Source organism: Methylobacterium sp. 1A, from assembly GCF_058072805.1.
In genome coordinates this window covers 654711-670589 of record NZ_JBYQVE010000001.1, presented here as the reverse complement: position 1 = coordinate 670589, position 15879 = coordinate 654711, and the positions used below count along the sequence as shown (strand labels likewise).

The window sequence follows — 15879 nt, the reverse complement described above, 5'->3', positions numbered from 1 at the left end:
CGAGCGTCCGTCGCGCACAAGGCCGCGGCGCGGGGATCCGGCAGGCCGTCGGCGCGGCGTCCTAAAGCGTCAGACCCAGCCCGTCATGCGCCACGGTCCAGCCGGCCGCCTCGACATCGGCCCGCTCCGGCGAGCCCTCGACCAGGACCGGGTTCGTGTTGTTGATGTGCACGAAGACGCGGCGCCCGATCTCGACCGAAGCCAGGGCCTCGATCGAGCCGTTCTCGCCGCGCATCGGCACGTGACCCATGCGCCAGCCGGTCTTGGTGCCGACGCCGGCCCGGATCATGTCGTCGTCGTGCAGGACGGTCCCGTCGAAGAGCAGCGCGTCCACGCCGGCGATGCGCGCGCGCAGACCGTCCGTCACCCGGGCACATCCGGGAATGTAGGCGAGGCGCCGGCCACCAGCCTCGATCAGGGCGCCGACCGTGGTCTCGGTCTCGGCACCGATCTGCATGGTCTCGTCCTCGAGCCAGAGCGGCACCTTGCCGGGGACCGGGAAGAGGGTGACCGCCAGGCCGGGGAGGGGCTCGAAGCGCTCGTCCATGCCGATCGGCTGACGGGCGACGACGCCCTCGGCCATCACGTCGAAGACGCGGTTGGCATTGACCGAATCGAGGATCCCGCGCGTGCCGTAGAGCGTGTAGGGCTGACCTTCGCGCAGGGTCAGGAGACCCGCGACATGGTCGACGTCGCCGTTGGTCAGGAGCACGGCGCGGATCGGCGAGTGGCGCAGGCCCTCGCGCGGATGCATCTGCGCATTGTCGAAGAGCTGTTGCCGGATATCCGGCGAGGCGTTGATCAGCAGCCAGTCCGACCCGTCGGCGGAGACCGCGATGCTCGACTGGGTCCGGGGCCGCACCCGGTCCGGCTCGGACCGCGCCAGCGTGCAGATGGGGCAGCGGCAATTCCACTGGGGAAGGCCGCCGCCGGCCGCGGAACCGAGGATCACGACGCGCATGGTGCGGCTCCCGAGATCCCCGGCCCGTGAAACTCAGTTGAAGGTGTCGATCTCGGCCGACTCGTAGCTCGTCACTTCCATGCCGACGCAGATCTCGGACACGATCGGGGCAGCCCACTTCATGGTGTTTCTCCTCAGGCAACATCTACACCGAGTGTCACGCGGTTCCTAAGAGGACCCTAAGACACTGATGGCGCTCTCATTTCCGGCGCCGGAGAGGTATCGACGATTCACGCGCGGGCTTCAAGCACTAAGTTGCCGGATCCTCCCAAATTTTTCGTGAGAGACTTCCTAAGCGTCCGGAAACCATCACGAAATGGGCGAGCCTGCGACTAAAGTACAGGGGCCTACTGCCGGAAGTCGGGACCGCGCAGTTCCAGCATGAATCCTTTACCCCGCACGGTGACGAGGCCGGGCCCGCCGTAGCGCACGAAATCGGCCATCTTGGAGCGCAGGTAGCCGATATAGACGTCGACCACGTTGAGGGAGAGCCCGCCCTGGCTCGCCCACAGCCGGTCGAAGATGTCGGCGCGCGAGACCGGCTTGCCGATATTCTCCATCAGCATGGCCAGCAGGTCGGCCTCGCGGGGCGTGAGGCGGGCGCTCGCCTCGCCGCAGCTCGCCTGCCGGGTCTCGAGGTCGAGCATCAGCTTGCCGGCGGTGATGCGCGAGCGCGGCGCCTCCGCCTGCTCGCGGCGCATCAGGTGGGTCCGCAGGCGGGCGACCAGCTCGTCGAACTCGAAGGGCTTGATGATGTAGTCGTCGGCGCCGAGCGCCAGGCCCTCGGCCCGGTCGCGGATCTCGTCGCGGGCCGAGAGGAACAGGATCGCGCCCGGGAAGCCCCCCTCGCGCAGGGACCGGCAGACGTCGTGGCCCGAACCGTCCGGGAGGTTGATGTCGAGCAGCACCGCGCCGGGGGCCGGGTCGTGGGCCGCCTTCAGGGCCTCGTCGACGCAGGCCGCCGTCCCGACCTCGAATCCCTCGGCCTCGAGCCCTCGGGCGAGGAGGCCGCGGATGTCGATATCGTCCTCGACGATCAGGATCCGCGTCATGCGGCCGACTCCTTCACCTGCGCGCCCAGTTGGGCGCCCACTTGGGCGCCAACGGCAGCGCCGTCGACCGGGCCCGTCTCCCATGCCGGATCGCAGGCCGGGATGTCCAGGGTGACCCGGGCCCCGCGCCCGTCCGTCCCGGGGCCGAGCCGGATCGTGCCGCCGTGCTGCTCCACGATCCACCGCGCCAGCGCGAGCCCGATGCCGAACCCGGTCTCGTCCGGTCCGGCGCCCGAGCCGCGCTTGAAGCGCTCGAACAGCGCGTCCTCCGACGCGCCGAAGCCCGGTCCGTCATCCGTGATGGTGATCCGTCCGACCGGTCCGGGCCCTGCCGAAAGGGCAACCTCGACCCGGGTGAGACCGGCGGCGTGGCGGAGCGCGTTGTCGACGAGGCTCTCGACGGTCTGGCGCATCCACTCGCGGTCGGCGAGGCACTCGACGTCCCGGGTGCCGGGATCGAGGGTGAGACCGACGCGGCGGCGCGCCGCCTCGGAGCTCATGTTGTCCACGGCCTCCGCCAGGACCTGGGCCAGCCCCAGGCGGCGCTTGTCGAACGCGATCTCGCCGGATTCCGAGCGCGCGACGCGCAGCAGGTCCTCGACGCGCAGCTTGAGGCGCTGCGCCCGCTTCTTGATCGTCGCGAAGACCGGTCCCGGATCGGTGCCCCGGGACGCGCCGCGCACGGCGAGGTCGCACTCGCCCAGGATCACCGTCAGGGGCGTGCGCAGTTCGTGGCTGACATCGGCGAAGAAGCGGCGGCGGGACTGATCGACGGCCTCGAGCCGGGCGTTGGCGGCGCGCAGATCGGCGGTGCGGGCCGCCACGGTGTCCTCCAGCGCCGCCCGGTCGGCCGCGACCCGCGATTCCCGCCGGGCGAGGCGGGCGGCCATGCGGTTGACGTTGGTCATGAGCAGGCCGAGCTCGTCCCGCGTGGCGACGGAGAGGCGCGTGTCCAGGGCGCCGTGGCCGATGGCGCTCGCGGCGCGGCGGACCTCCTCGATGCGGGCCAGGGTCGGCCGGGTGACGCCGCGGTAGAGGATCGCCAGCAGCACGAGGGCCGCGGCCACCGCGGCGGCGGCCGCCACCCGCAGGCGCTCCGAGAGCGCCCGGGCCTCCTCGGAGCCGAGCGCCATGCTGCGCCGCTCGGCCTCGATCAGGAAGGAGAGCGGCTGGCCGGTCATGGCACCGAAACCGTTGAGCGCGCCCTTGATCGCGTCCTGACGCCGCTCCGGCTCGGTCTGGCGGCTGATCAGCGACACCTGCCGGTCCAGCACGGCGCGCGCCGCGCGCAGCTGCGCCATGGGGCGGGTGCGGGCGGCGTACTGCATCCGGTCGGCCGGGTCGTCGCTCGGCGGGAAGCTCTTGGCGAGCGCCTCGTCCACGGTGGTCAGGGCGCGGTCGGCGTTGTCGCGGGCGATCGCCATCGCCTCGGGCTGGCCATCGGGATTGCCGACGGTCTCCACCGCCGCGAGACCGAACTGCGTCAGGCGGCCGGACAGCTCGGCCAGCAGCTCCAGGCGCCGCTGGGCCTCGAGGGTCCGGTCGACGGTGCGCTCCGCCGCCCCGATGGCCGCCAAGGCGGCCGCGGCGGCCAGCATCACCACGATGGCGGTGCCGCCGAGCAGCAGCGCGAAGCGGACCTTCAGCGAGCGCATCGTCCCCGTCCCGCCCTCAATCCCGCCGTGCAGGCGGGCCCGAGCATGGCACCGCCGGAGCGCCGAACCAACGTCCCGTCACAGGTCCTTCGGCAGGCTGCCCTTCGCGGCGCAGCGCCACCGCTCCACGTGCCATTCCGGATGCGCCGCCTGCCACGTCGCGAGCGCGCTCTGCGAGTTGCGCAGGCACACGAAGGGGCTCGATCTCTCGAAGGACATCTCGATCCGGTCCTCGCGGCAGGTCGAGGGCTGGGCGACGAGACAGATCGACAGCAGCAGCAGCATGGGCGCCTCCCCGGGCTGCCGGCCTCGTGCGGGCCGGCTTGGCGGGGAGCATAGGACGCGTCCACGCCCCTTGCCCAGGCGGCGTCAGGCCGCGACCCAGATCTCGCCCTTGGCGATCGTCGCGAGGTCGCCGGAGTAGCGGCGCAGCGGCTTGCCGAGGAGGTCGGCGTGCTCGGCGCTCAGGCCGCGCAGGGCCTTGGCCAGCAGCCGCAGGAACACGAGGTCGTGCGTCCCGGTCTCCACGAAGGTCGGCGACATCCGGCCGTGGCTGCCGACGAGGAGCGTCCCGCGGCGCATGCCGAAGCCGGGATAATCGCCCACCGCGAGCGCCGCCAGGGTGCCGGCGATCATGCGCGAGCCCGCGAAGGCGCCCGCGCGCCCGGCCACGATCGTCCCGCGCCGCATCCGGTCGCCGAGATGGGCGCCGGCGCTACCGCGGATGATCAGCGTCGCGCCGTCGAGGCCGGCCTTCGCGGCGTAGACCGCGCCACCGGCATAGTCCCCGGCATCGCCCTCGACGGTGATCGTGCCGCCGGTGGCACCGGAGGCCGCGTAGGGTCCGGCATGGCCGGTGACGGTCAGGCTGCCGCCCGCCATGCCGGCGCCGAGGCGCTGGCCGACATCGCCGGTCACCCGGATCGTACCTTCGGACAGCGACGCCCCGACACGGTCGAGGCGCTCGTGGCCGCCCTCGATGGTCAGGGTGTCGGAGCCGTCCAGCGCGACCGCGAAGCAGTCGCCGAGGCGCACGCCGGTCCGGGTCGTCCCGATCTCGAGGCGCTCGGCCTCGCCCTGGGACAGGCGGCTGAGCGCCCGCGGGTTGACGTTCAGGAGGTCCAGGCGCTCGGGCGGGGCCGCGCGCAGGGTGAGGGTGCTCACGGCTCAGCCCTCCGGCTTGGCGCTGTCGCGCGCGATCAGGTCGCGCAGGTGGTAGTGGTGGCGGCCGAGATTGCCGCCGTAATTGCCGGCCGTGACGGCGATCAGCCCGTGCTTGCCGCCGATCTCGGTGGCGGCGTGCAGGCCGGCGCGCATCGAGTCGGACACGCCCTGCGAGGTGAGGGCGTCGATCACGATCTCCAGCACCACGCCGCACTCGGCCGGGAGCGCCGAGCCGGCGCGGCCCTTCAGGGTCGGGCAGTAGGCGTCGTTCGTCGAGGCCATCATGCCCTTGGTCCGGCCGCCGACCTTGGAGCCGGAGCGGACGATGCCGCCCGGGAACGGCAGGATCGCGCCGGGGACCGCCTTGGCGGCCTCGACGGCGATCTCGGCGACCTTGAGCGTCTCGGCGTGGTTCCGCCCGAGGAACAGCAGGTTGCCGCCGCCGACCGCGCCGTCGACGGCCCGGACCGAGTCCTCGCAGAGGAACTCGCCGTCCATCACCGGGATGCGCCAGTAGCGCCGGGCCTTGCCGGTGGCGTCGGGCAGGCGCTTGGCCACCGCGAAGCCGTCGCCGAAGTACCGGATCGCGCCGCCGAGCTTGATCTTGGTCGGCCCGTCGACGCCCGCGTAGCAGGCGGTGCCCGGGCAGGTGAGGATGCACTGCCCGACGCGCTTGATCAGCTGGTCCTTGAGGCCGTTCGGCTCGAAGCCGAACAGCAGGATGCGCACGCCCGGCCGCCCGTCCGGCGTCTCCTCGGGCGACAGCTCGGCGTCGATGCCGGCCTCGGCGCCGCAGCCGATCACCGAGGTGGCGAAGCCGGTCATCGTGGTCGCGGCGATCATCGCCCACTTGGCGGTGTCATTCGTGACGATGATGGCCGTGCCGGCCACGTCGAACGCCTCCGCGAAGGTGTCGACGACCGGGATGCCGTTGAGGGTGAGGTCAGACATCGTACTTCCCGCGGCTCGCCCCGCTGATCACGCCCGGCATGGCACCGCCTCGAAGTTCTCCCGGCCCTCGCCGAAGGCCGCGTCGGGCACGGCGAAGCTGTCGAGGCCCTCGCCGAACCGCTCCGTGAGGTAGGTGTCGGCGCGCTTCGCCATGGCCTTGTCGGACTCGACGGTCAGCGACAGCGTGCGGCCGGCGCGCCACTCCACGACCTCGCCGTCCTCGACGATCGGCACGCCGTCCTTGAGGACGAGCTTGGCGGCGGTGAACATCGCGGTGCGGTTCGCGTCGTCGCGGTAGACCGCGACGTCGGCCCGGGCGCCGGCCCGCAGGTGGCCCCGGTCGGCGAGGCCGAGGAGCTTCGCCGGTCCGGACCGGGTCAGCTGCGCGATCTCCGAGAGCGTGTACTCGCGCTCCAGCCCGGGGAGGCTCGACCGCTCGCCGACCACGCTCGGCAGCGTCGCGATCTCGCGGTCGCGCTCCGACTTGTCCATCAGCAGGTGGATGATGCGCGGGTACTGGGTGAACGGGCCGCCGTTCGGGTGGTCGGTGGTCAGGATCGTCCGCTCCGGGTCGGTGGAGAGCAGCATGATCTCCAGGCCGATCGCCCATTGCAGCGAGCTGGTCGGGCCCCGGGGCCGGTACAGGAACGGCACCACCCCGCCGCCCTCGGCGTCGCCCGCGTTGAGGACCCACTTCTTCGGCTTGGCGCCCTTCCGGCCGGCGAACTGGCGGAGGATGTCGAGGGACACCGTCACGGTCTGGCCGAACACGACCTGCCCGATATCGAGGGTGGCGTTCGGGTTGTCGGTGATCGCCTGCGCGATCCGCTCGGCGGCCGAGCGGAAGCCGCCGGTGCCGGGATTGGCCGGATCGACCGCGCCGTAGGCGTAGAACTGCGCGTGGGCGAAGTGGATGCGCCGTCCCTCCGCCGCGTCCAGCGTCGCCATGAAGCTGTCGTCGGCCCCGGGCAGGCCGAGGTTGTTGCAGTGGACGTGCAGCGGGTGCGGGACGCCGATCTCCTCGACCGCGTCGAGGAGCGAGCCCATGATCTGCCGGGTCGAGAGCCCGTAGCAGGGGATCTCGTCGTCGAGCGACAGGCGCAGGGCCCCGTCCTTGAAGGCCGAGGCACCGCCCGCGTTGATGCACTTGACCCCGAGGCCGCGCGACTGGGCGACCGACAGGGCGACGAGGTCGCGTACGGCGTTGCCGCCCTGGCCCTCGCGCAGGAGCTGCAGGAGCTGGTCGTCGTTGCCCATCACGGTCAGGGCGCCGCGGTCGAGCAGCGGGATGTCGGCGAGTTCGAGCTGCGTGCCCAGCGCGTGGGTCGGCGGCATCGCCGGCTCGACGGCCGTGGTGTAGCCCATCCGCGCGTAGGTCGAGCCGATCCAGGCCGCCGCCCCGCCCGCGTGGGCGAAAGGATGGCCGTCGGGCGCCGCCTCGCTGACGTAGAGGTCGGGCAGGAGCAGCCGCGAGGTGATCACGTTGCCGCCGGCGATGTGCGAGTGCACCTCGACGCCGCCCGCCATCACCACGCAGCCCGCGGCGTCGATCACGGCGTCGGGCTCGCGGCCCGGCGGATCGATCACGCGGCCGTCCTCGATCCAGACGTCGCCCACGGAATCGCGGGACGCGGTCGGATCGACGACGCGCCCGCCCCGGATCACGCTCAGCATGCGGGTTCACTCCTCGACGCGGCCGGGCCCGTGACCAGGCGCTCCTTCAGGGCGCCCAGCACCGACGCGGCCGACGGCAGATCCGACGGCGCCGAGGCCGGCCAGAAGGTCAGCGCGGCGCGCTGCTCGTTCCACAACACGCCGCCGTGGTCGCGGCCGGGCTGGCCGACCGCGATCACCACCTCGGCGGCCCCGGCCTCACCGTCCGCGACCAGCGCGACGGAGGGGACGTTCGACAGCCAGTCCGGGCGCGACACCGGGACGGCGCCGAGCCAGAGAACGGCGTCGACCTCGCCGGCGGCGACCTGCCGGGTGGCGTCGAAGCGCCAGGGATCGTGCTCGGGCACGCGGCGCCCGAAGCCGCTGCGCGGCGCCTGCCCGGTGAGCCAGGCCGAGACCGGCACCACCGCCCGGTCCTGGCCGGTGCCGCCGACCGCGAGGGTGAAGCAGCGCGTCGTCTCGCTGAGCTCCATGGCGAGGCCCTGGAGCATCTCGATGCCGACCTCGCCGAGTTCGGCGGCGTCGTAGAGGAGGATTCCGTACTGCGCGGCGGCGAGCTGCGCGGCGATCTGGCCGGGGAGATCATCGCCGGCGAGGTGGCCGCGGGCGTGGGCGCGCAGCACGCCGACCGCCTCGGTCAGCCCGCCCTCGGCCGGCCAGGACAGGGACGCGGTGGCGTTGGCACCGACGGCCAGCAGAATGCGGTCCGACCCGGCGGCGCGACCGCGGCCGGGCTTGCCGTCGACGAGGCGCTTCAGGAGCGGCGCCTGCCAGGGGGCGGCGCCGACCACCAGCACCACGTCGGCGCGCCCGACGGCCTCGGCGGGTGTCGAGGTCAGCGCCCCGGACCGGCTCAGCGCGCCGAGGTCCGCGTAGGTGCCGGCCGCGCCGGCGGTGTCGACGGAGGCGCCGATGCGCCCCGCGAGATCGTAGGCCGCGCGGATCGCGGCCACGTCGGCGCTGAGGCCGGCGATCACCGGCGCGCGCGCTTTGGCGAGGAGGGATGCGGCCGCCTCGATGGCGGTGCCCGCGTCCGTCGCGCCACCCTTCACCCAGGCTGCCATGCTCCCTCTCGCAACGTTCTTGCTTGGTTTCGGAGCGGGCGACGGCCGTAAGACCGGACGAAGCGGGTGCCCCTCGAGCCCGAGGGTTCCCCACCGAATCGGAATGGCTCATCCGCCCGGCATGTCCGGGCAGGCGGCAAACTCGGCGCGCCGTCGCGGGCCTAGGTTTGCCTTCATCCGCGCACCGCGGCAAGGGGGTCCGGCGGCGATGCGCGTCGGGAAGTGAATCGCGGGTATCGGTTCACCGCCGCGCGCGCTCTCCGCGATCGATCAGTCCTGCGCCGTCGGCGGGCACGATCCGCGCGCGTCCACGTTGCCCGGTTCCGGGCCGCGTGTGACAAGCGCGCCGCGCAGGGGCCGGGCCTGCGGGATTCGAGACGGGATTCGAGGGAAGAGCGTTGGGCGAGGTCCCCGAACGGAACGAGGCGACGGCGGACGGTACCGTGCGGGTCGAGGCGCCGGCGCGGCTGCATTTCGGCTTCCTGGACCTGCACGGCGGGCTCGGCCGCCGCTTCGGCAGCATCGGGCTGGCCATCGATGCGCCGTCCCTGGTCCTGACCGCCCGCCGGGCGGTCCGTCCCGACGTCACGGGACCCGAGGCGGACCGGGTGCGCGGCTACGTCGAGGCCGCCGCCGCCCATCTCGGGCGCGGCGGGGACGTCGCCGTCGCGGTCGAGCGGGTGATCCCGGCCCATGCCGGGTTCGGCTCCGGCACGCAGCTCGCCCTCGCGGTGGCGGCCGCGATGGCGCGCCTCAACGGCGAGCCCTTCGCGGCGGAGGCCTTCGCGGCGACCCTGGACCGGGGCAACCGGTCCGGCGTCGGCCTGTGCGCTTTCACCGAGGGCGGCCTCATCGTCGACGGCGGTCGCGGCGCGGATGGCGGGCCGCCGCCGGTCATCGCGCGCCTGCCCTATCCCGAGGCCTGGCGGATCGTCCTGATCCTCGATCCGAGCATGGCCGGCGTGCACGGGACGCGCGAGGTCGAGGCGTTCCGCGACCTGCCGCGCTTCCCCGAGGCCCAGGCCGCCGAGATCTGCCGGATCGCGCTGATGCAGGTGCTGCCCGCCGTCGCCCTGGCGGAGCCGCAGGGCTTCGGCGCCGGCATCACCCGGATCCAGACGCTGATCGGCGACCATTTCGCGCCCCATCAGGGCGGCCGCTACGCCAGCACCGCGGTGGCGGAGGCGCTCGCCAGCGTCGCCGCGCGGGGCGTCGCGGGCTACGGCCAGTCCTCCTGGGGGCCGACCGGCTTCGCGCTGGTCCCGTCCGAGGCGGAGGCCCGCGCCCTGGTGGCCGACCTCGATCGGGGCGGCCCCCTCCGGTTCGTCATCGCCCGGGGCCGAAACGGTGGCGCTTCGGTAACCGGTCCGGCGTGAGCCGGCCGCCCCGGGCTTGACCCGGGGCGCCGCTCCGGGTTTGGACGGAGGGAAGGCGCCTCTCTCGCGCGCCGCACGAGGATTCCATGGCCCGCTCGATCCTCCACATGCTGACGCCGCTCCGGCACATGAGCCCGTTCGACGTGAACATGGCCGTGGATGCCGGCTTCGAGACGGTGGTGACCTACGCGGAGGTCAGCCTCGCCGACGTCGTCACCCTGACGCAGGATTCGATCTTCTCGCGGTCGCCGGCCGACGGGACGCGGACGGGCATCTTCATCGGCGGCAAGAACGCCGAGGACGCCCTCGACATGGTCGACCGCGCCAAGAAGGCCTTCGTGCCGCCCTTCGTGAACCACGTGTTCGCCGACCCGGCGGGCTCGTTCACCACCGGCGCCGCCATGGTGGCGCAGGTCTCCCGCGCCCTGCGGCAGAAGTTCAACACCGACCTCAAGGGCAAGCGCATCGTGATCTTCGGCGGCGCGGGCGTCGTCGCCTACGTGGCCGCGGTGATCGGCGCCCTGCAGGGCGCGACCACCGTCCTGGTCGGCCACGACGGCGAGGAGCGCGTCTCGAAGATCGCCTTCACGATGAAATGGCGCTTCGGCATCGAGGTCGGCGCCGTCGACGGCACGACACCCGACGACCGGCGCGCGGCCATCCGCGACGCCGACGTCATCCTCTCGGCCGGCCCGGCGGGCATCCCGATCCTCACCGCGGAGGATCTGAAATCCGCGCCGAAGCTGCTCGTGGCGTCCGACGTCAACGCCGTGCCGCCCGCCGGCATCGCGGGGATCGACGTCAACGCGGTGGACGTCGCGCTGCCCACCGGCAAGGGGGTCGGCATCGGCGCGCTGGCCGTCGGCGACGTGAAGTACAAGACGCAGCGGCGCCTGTTCGTCCGGATGCTCGCCTCCGACACGCCGCTGTGCCTCGACTTCCGCGACGCCTACGAGCTCGCCGTGGAGATCGCCGGCTAGGCCGCTCCCGGACCGGATGCCGATGGCGGACGCGGTCCTGATCGCCGCGCAGGCCGGGCGCGCCCTGGCCGAGGCAGCGCGGCGCGCGGGGCTTCGGCCCTACGTCGCCGACCTGTTCGGCGATTCCGACACCCGCACGCTGGCCGAGGCCTACCGGCAACTGCCGGGCCGCTTCGGCACCGGCCCCGCCGCCGACGCCACCCTGGCGGCGCTCGACGACCTCGCGGCGCTGGCCGGGAACCCGGTAGGCCTGATCCTGGGCAGCGGCTTCGAGGACGCCCCCGACCTGATCGCGCGCCTCTCCGCGCGGCACCGGCTCATCGGCGCCTCGGCCGGGACCGTCGCCGCCCTGAAGGATCCCGTGGCCTTCGCGGCCCTGTGCGCGCGCCTCGGCGTGCCGCATCCGGCCGTGACGGCCGCGCCGCCGGCGGACCCCGCGGGCTGGCTGGTCAAGCGGATCGGGGGTTCCGGCGGCAGCCACATCCGGCCGGCCACCCGGTCGCCCGCGCCGGCGGGCCACTATCTCCAGGCGCGCGTGCCGGGGCGGCCCCACGCCCTGAACGTCCTCGCCGACGGCCGCGCGATCCGCGTCCTCGCGGTCACCGAGCAGTGGTGCGCGCCGTCGCCGATCCGCCCGTTCCGCTACGCCGGGGCGCTCGCCCGCGGCGCCGGCGAATCCCCGGCGCTCCCCGCCCACGTCGTGCAGGCCGTCGCCGCCGGGACCGAGCGGATCGTCGCCGCGACGGGCCTGCGCGGCCTCGCCAGCGCCGACCTGCTGGTCGACGGGACCGAGTGGTGGCTCACGGAGATCAACCCGAGGCCCGGCGCGACCCTAGACGTCCTCGACAGGCGCGGGGCGCCGCTGCTCGCGGCCCACATCGCCGCCTGCCTCGGCACGATGCCGGAGCCCGGCCCGCATCCGGCGGGTGCGGCGGCCGCGCAGATCTGTTACGCGGACCGTGAGCTTGCGCCTGTGCCGGACCTCGATTGGCCGGACTGCGTGCGCGACCGCCCGTGCCCCGGCTCGGTGGTCCGCCGCGACGCGCCGCTCTGCACGGTGCTGGCCGAAGGCGCGGACCGGGCGGAGGTGCTCGCCCTGTTGGAAACGCGGACGGCACACCTGCGGGCCGTCTGCGCGGCGAAGAAAACACACCCCGAGGAAGCCCCGTCATGAGTGCCAGCCCGTCCTATCCCAGCATCAACGCGCTCTCCGGCCCCCTGGTCGAGCGGCTCGTGGCCGACGCCGCGACCCTGCGGCTCTCCGTGTCGCAGGCCGCCGGCGGCGCCCGCATGGTCGATGCCGGCGCGCAGGCGCGGGGCTCGATCGAGGCCGGGCGGCGCATCGCCGAGATCTGCCTCGGCGGCCTCGGCACCGTCACGATCGCGCCGAGCGGGCCGATCGCGTCCTGGCCGTACTCGGTGACGGTCCATTCCGCCGACCCGGTGCTCGCCTGCCTCGGCAGCCAGTACGCGGGCTGGAGCCTCGCGGACGAGACCGGGGATTCGGGCTTCTTCGCCCTCGGCTCGGGCCCGGGCCGCGCGGTAGCGGCCGTCGAGGAGCTGTACCAGGAACTCGGCTTCCGCGATTCCGCCACCAAGACCGCCCTCGTACTGGAGGCGGCCGGCGGCCCGCCCGAGAGCGTCGTCGCCAAGGTCGCGGAGGCCTCCGGCCTCAAGCCCGAGGACCTGACCTTCATCTTCGCGCCGACCCAGAGCCTCGCCGGCTCCACGCAGGTCGTGGCCCGCGTCCTGGAGGTTGCCCTCCACAAGGCCCACACGGTCGGCTTCGACCTGCACGCCATCGTGGACGGGATCGGCTCGGCGCCGCTGTCGCCGCCGCACCCGGACTTCATCAAGGCGATGGGCCGGACCAACGACGCGATCATCTACGGCGGCCGGGTCCAGCTCTTCGTGGACGCCGACGATGCCGACGCGAAGCAGCTCGCCGAGCAATTGCCCTCCACGACCTCGAGCGACCACGGCGCGCCCTTCGCCGACATCTTCGCGCGGGTGAACGGCGACTTCTACAAGATCGACGGCGCCCTGTTCTCGCCGGCCGAGGCGATCGTCACGTCGGTGCGCTCCGGCGCCACCTACCGCGGCGGCCGCCTGGAGCCGACGCTGGTCGACGCGTCCTTCGCCTGAGGGCACGCGGGGCGCCCCTCCCGCGCGGCGGGGACCCCAGTCCGATCCACCGAGCGACAGAACCTCGGGCCGCCCCGGAGGCGGGCGGCCCCGTGACGATCAGGACCCCATCAGGACCCCCATGCGCATCGGGCTCGCGGCCGATAACGGCACCTGGCACAAGAACCGCCTGCTCGCGGCCCTGCGCGCGAGCGGCGTGGAGCCGGTGCTGTTCTCCCTCGCCGACGTGGCGGTGGTCACGGGCGGCGGCGAGCCGCTGCGCGTGCCGGGCTTCGCCGACGCTCTGCCGGACGGCGTCCTGATGCGGACCATCGCGGGCGGCACCTTCGAGGCGACGACGATGCGGCTCGGCGTGCTGCACGCCCTGGTCGCCGCGGGGGTCACCGTCTGGAACGCGCCGACCGCGATCGAGCGCTCGGTCGACAAGGCGGCGACCTCGCTTCTGATCGACCGGGCCGGCCTGCCGACCCCGGCGACCTGGGTGTTCTCGAAGCGCGAGGCGGCCGCGGCCCTGGTCGCCGCCGAGGCGCGGCCGGGCGCGCCGCTGGTCCTGAAGCCGCTGTTCGGCTCGCAGGGGGAGGGGCTCGCCCTGATCGAGCGCCCGGAGGACCTGCCCGACGAGGAGGCGGTGGCCCGGGTGTACTACCTCCAGCGCTACGTGCCGCGTCGGGACGGCCTGTGGCGCGACTACCGGGTGTTCGTCTGCGACGGCCGGGCGATCGCCGGCATGATCCGCGAGGGCGACGGCTGGATCACCAACGTCCACAGGGGCGGCCGGCCGCTGCCCTGGGCGATGCCGCGCGCCGCCGCCGAGCTGGCCGAGGCGGCGGCCGCCGCGGTCGGGGTCGACTATTCCGGCGTCGACCTCGTCGAGGACGGGGAGGGCGGGTTCTCGGTCCTCGAGGTCAATTCCATGCCGGCCTGGTCGGGGCTCCAGACCGTCTGCGAGGCCGACATCGCCGCCGCGGTGGTGCGCGGCTTCCTCGCCGCGGCCCGCGGCGCCAGCCGCCCCCGGCTCGTGGTGGCATGAGCGGGGCCGGCCTCGACGCGGCGCTGATCGGCACGCTCTACCGGGCGGCCTGCCTCGCGGAGCTCGACGCCCTCAAGCCCGGCAACGTCCACGCCTACGCGCCCGGCCACCGCATGGTGCTGGCGGATTTCGTCACGAGCGCCGACGTCTCGGCCCCGCCCCTGGCCCGGCCGGGCACGGGCGTCGGGGCGCGGGTCCGCGACGGCGTCGCCGCCACGGTGGCGGCGGTGGGCCAGAACACCAATCTCGGCATCCTGCTGCTCTGCGCGCCGCTCGCGGTCGCGGCCGAGGAGAACCGGACCGTCGCTGCGGTGCTCGACACGCTGGACGGCACGGATTCGGAGGCCGTCTTCGCGGGCATCCGCCGCGCGAATCCGGGCGGCCTCGGCGAGGCCGCCCGGCACGACGTCGCCGAGGCGGCGCCCGGCGCCCTGCGCGACGCCATGGCGGAGGCCGCCGACCGGGACCGGATCGCCCGCGCCTACGTCACGGGGTTCGCGGACGTGCCGGCGATCGGGCTCGCGGCCCTGCGCGAGGCCCGCGCCGCCGGGCTCGACCCGACCTGGTGCACGACCGCGATCCACCTCGCCTTCCTGCGCGCCGTCCCGGACAGCCACGTCGCGCGCAAGCACGGCGCGGCCGCGGCCGAGGTCGTCCGCCGGGAAGTCGAGGCGGCACTCGCCGGGATCGACCTCGCCGCGCGGCCGGTCGACGCGCTCCTGGCCCTCGACGCGTCGCTGAAGGCGCGGTCGATCAATCCCGGCACGAGCGCGGATTTCACCGTCGCGACGCTGTTCTGGGACGCGCTCGCGGGCGCCGGCGCCCGGCTGGCCTGAGCCGCGTGCACGATCCGGTGTCCATAGCGCCGGGCGGATGGAAATTCCTTCGTGTCAGGGCCTTGCGCGGGTTGTGAGCCGCAGGGGCCCGCTGTAGGGTCCGCCGCGCTGTCCGGCCCAACCGGCTCGGCCCAACCGGCTCGGCCGGCATGGTCGGGCGCCGATAACAAGGATGGCTTCCCGGCCGCGGCACCGCCCGGCGCGCGGCTCTATTTCGGAATCCAGGGAGAGACACCGAATGGCGAAGATCACCAAGGTTCAGGTCGGCGAAGCGCTCGTCGGCGACGGCAACGAGGTCGCCCACATCGACCTCATCATCGGACCGCGCGGTTCGCCGGCCGAGACGGCTTTCTGCAACGGCCTCGTGAACAACAAGCACGGCTTCACCAGCCTGCTCGCGGTCATCGCGCCGAACCTGCCGTGCAAGCCGAACACTCTGATGTTCAACAAGGTCACCATCAACGACGCCCGTCAGGCCGTCCAGATGTTCGGCCCGGCCCAGCACGGCGTTGCCAAGGCCGTGCAGGACGCGGTGGCCGAGGGCATCATCCCGGCGGACGAGGCCGACGACCTGTACATCCTGGTCGGCGTGTTCATCCACTGGGAGGCGGCCGACGACGCCAAGATCCAGAAGTACAATTACGAGGCCACCAAGCTGTCGATCCAGCGCGCCGTGAACGGCGAGCCGAAGGCCTCGACGGTCACCGAGCAGCGCAACTCGGCGCAGCACCCCTTCGCCGCCAACGCTTAGATCGGGGACGGTCCTGGGCAGAGCGAGCCTCCGCCCGCACCGCGGGGCCTGCTCCAGCGACTGGCTTCGATCTTCCTTGGCCGATAATTAGGCCCCTGAACGGGACGGCGCGAGCCGTCCCGTTTTTTGTTGATCGCCCACCGCCCGGACCGCCGCGCCACATCGCGGCCGGGCGAGGCGCCGACGTACAGGTGACGCGGCGTCGAAGCTCCGCGGTCGCTGGTGGAGAACGGGATCGGC

The 15879-nt window shown here is 73.5% G+C and carries 16 protein-coding genes; 7 read left to right on the top strand and 9 right to left on the bottom strand.

Going from position 1 to position 15879, the window contains the following annotated elements:
- Window positions 1–61 precede the first annotated feature (61 nt).
- The 9 genes from pqqB to ACX9MN_RS03215 form a co-directional block, all read right to left on the bottom strand.
- Window positions 62–961 (bottom strand): pyrroloquinoline quinone biosynthesis protein PqqB, encoded by a 900-nt coding sequence (gene pqqB, locus ACX9MN_RS03255; RefSeq protein ID WP_489723681.1) that lies wholly within the window; start codon window positions 959–961, stop codon window positions 62–64.
- Between the two features lie 33 nt (window positions 962–994).
- Window positions 995–1084, bottom strand: a complete 90-nt coding sequence (gene pqqA, locus ACX9MN_RS03250; RefSeq protein ID WP_012317526.1) for a pyrroloquinoline quinone precursor peptide PqqA — start codon at window positions 1082–1084, stop codon at window positions 995–997.
- Window positions 1085–1308: 224 nt separating this feature from the next.
- On the bottom strand, window positions 1309–2013 hold the full coding sequence (locus ACX9MN_RS03245; protein ID WP_020091831.1) for a response regulator transcription factor: 705 nt from the start codon (window positions 2011–2013) through the stop codon (window positions 1309–1311).
- Window positions 2010–3668 carry a sensor histidine kinase gene (locus tag ACX9MN_RS03240; RefSeq protein ID WP_489723680.1) on the bottom strand — a complete coding sequence of 553 codons (1659 nt, stop codon included), beginning with the start codon at window positions 3666–3668 and terminating at the stop codon, window positions 2010–2012. Before ACX9MN_RS03240 ends, ACX9MN_RS03245 begins: the two co-directional genes overlap by 4 nt.
- A gap of 78 nt (window positions 3669–3746) precedes the next feature.
- Window positions 3747–3953, bottom strand: a complete 207-nt coding sequence (locus ACX9MN_RS03235) for a hypothetical protein (RefSeq protein ID WP_020091833.1) — start codon at window positions 3951–3953, stop codon at window positions 3747–3749.
- An 84-nt stretch (window positions 3954–4037) separates the two neighbouring features.
- The gene (locus ACX9MN_RS03230; protein ID WP_489723679.1) at window positions 4038–4832 is read right to left on the bottom strand and encodes a formylmethanofuran dehydrogenase subunit C; all 795 of its coding nucleotides are present in this window, start codon (window positions 4830–4832) and stop codon (window positions 4038–4040) included.
- Window positions 4833–4835: 3 nt separating this feature from the next.
- Window positions 4836–5783: a formylmethanofuran--tetrahydromethanopterin N-formyltransferase gene (fhcD, locus tag ACX9MN_RS03225; RefSeq protein ID WP_020091835.1), complete on the bottom strand. Its 948-nt coding sequence runs from the start codon at window positions 5781–5783 to the stop codon at window positions 4836–4838.
- Window positions 5784–5810: 27 nt separating this feature from the next.
- A complete protein-coding gene (locus ACX9MN_RS03220) occupies window positions 5811–7457 on the bottom strand; it encodes a formylmethanofuran dehydrogenase subunit A (RefSeq protein WP_100252943.1) in 1647 nt (548 codons plus the stop codon).
- Window positions 7451–8521 (bottom strand): formyltransferase, encoded by a 1071-nt coding sequence (locus ACX9MN_RS03215; RefSeq protein WP_489723678.1) that lies wholly within the window; start codon window positions 8519–8521, stop codon window positions 7451–7453. Before ACX9MN_RS03215 ends, ACX9MN_RS03220 begins: the two co-directional genes overlap by 7 nt.
- Before the next feature lie 398 nt (window positions 8522–8919).
- Here ACX9MN_RS03215 and ACX9MN_RS03210 point away from each other — a divergent pair, with 398 nt between their 5' ends.
- The 7 genes from ACX9MN_RS03210 to fae all read left to right on the top strand — a co-directional run bounded on the left by ACX9MN_RS03210 (window position 8920) and on the right by fae (window position 15639).
- On the top strand, window positions 8920–9897 hold the full coding sequence (locus ACX9MN_RS03210) for a beta-ribofuranosylaminobenzene 5'-phosphate synthase family protein (RefSeq protein ID WP_489723677.1): 978 nt from the start codon (window positions 8920–8922) through the stop codon (window positions 9895–9897).
- 86 nt (window positions 9898–9983) lie between these two features.
- Window positions 9984–10877: an NAD(P)-dependent methylenetetrahydromethanopterin dehydrogenase gene (locus ACX9MN_RS03205; RefSeq protein WP_489723676.1), complete on the top strand. Its 894-nt coding sequence runs from the start codon at window positions 9984–9986 to the stop codon at window positions 10875–10877.
- 22 nt (window positions 10878–10899) lie between these two features.
- Window positions 10900–12051 (top strand): ATP-grasp domain-containing protein, encoded by a 1152-nt coding sequence (locus tag ACX9MN_RS03200; RefSeq protein ID WP_489723675.1) that lies wholly within the window; start codon window positions 10900–10902, stop codon window positions 12049–12051.
- A complete protein-coding gene (mch, locus tag ACX9MN_RS03195; protein WP_020091841.1) occupies window positions 12048–13022 on the top strand; it encodes a methenyltetrahydromethanopterin cyclohydrolase in 975 nt (324 codons plus the stop codon). Before ACX9MN_RS03200 ends, mch begins: the two co-directional genes overlap by 4 nt.
- A gap of 121 nt (window positions 13023–13143) precedes the next feature.
- Complete coding sequence (locus ACX9MN_RS03190) at window positions 13144–14052, top strand: ATP-grasp domain-containing protein (protein WP_020091842.1); 909 nt, start codon at window positions 13144–13146, stop codon at window positions 14050–14052.
- Window positions 14049–14888, top strand: a complete 840-nt coding sequence (locus tag ACX9MN_RS03185; protein ID WP_489723674.1) for a triphosphoribosyl-dephospho-CoA synthase — start codon at window positions 14049–14051, stop codon at window positions 14886–14888. The genes ACX9MN_RS03190 and ACX9MN_RS03185 overlap by 4 nt, the downstream gene beginning before the upstream one ends.
- A gap of 238 nt (window positions 14889–15126) precedes the next feature.
- Window positions 15127–15639, top strand: coding sequence for a 5,6,7,8-tetrahydromethanopterin hydro-lyase (gene fae, locus ACX9MN_RS03180; protein ID WP_012317540.1), 513 nt, complete (start codon window positions 15127–15129; stop codon window positions 15637–15639).
- Window positions 15640–15879 lie beyond the last annotated feature (240 nt).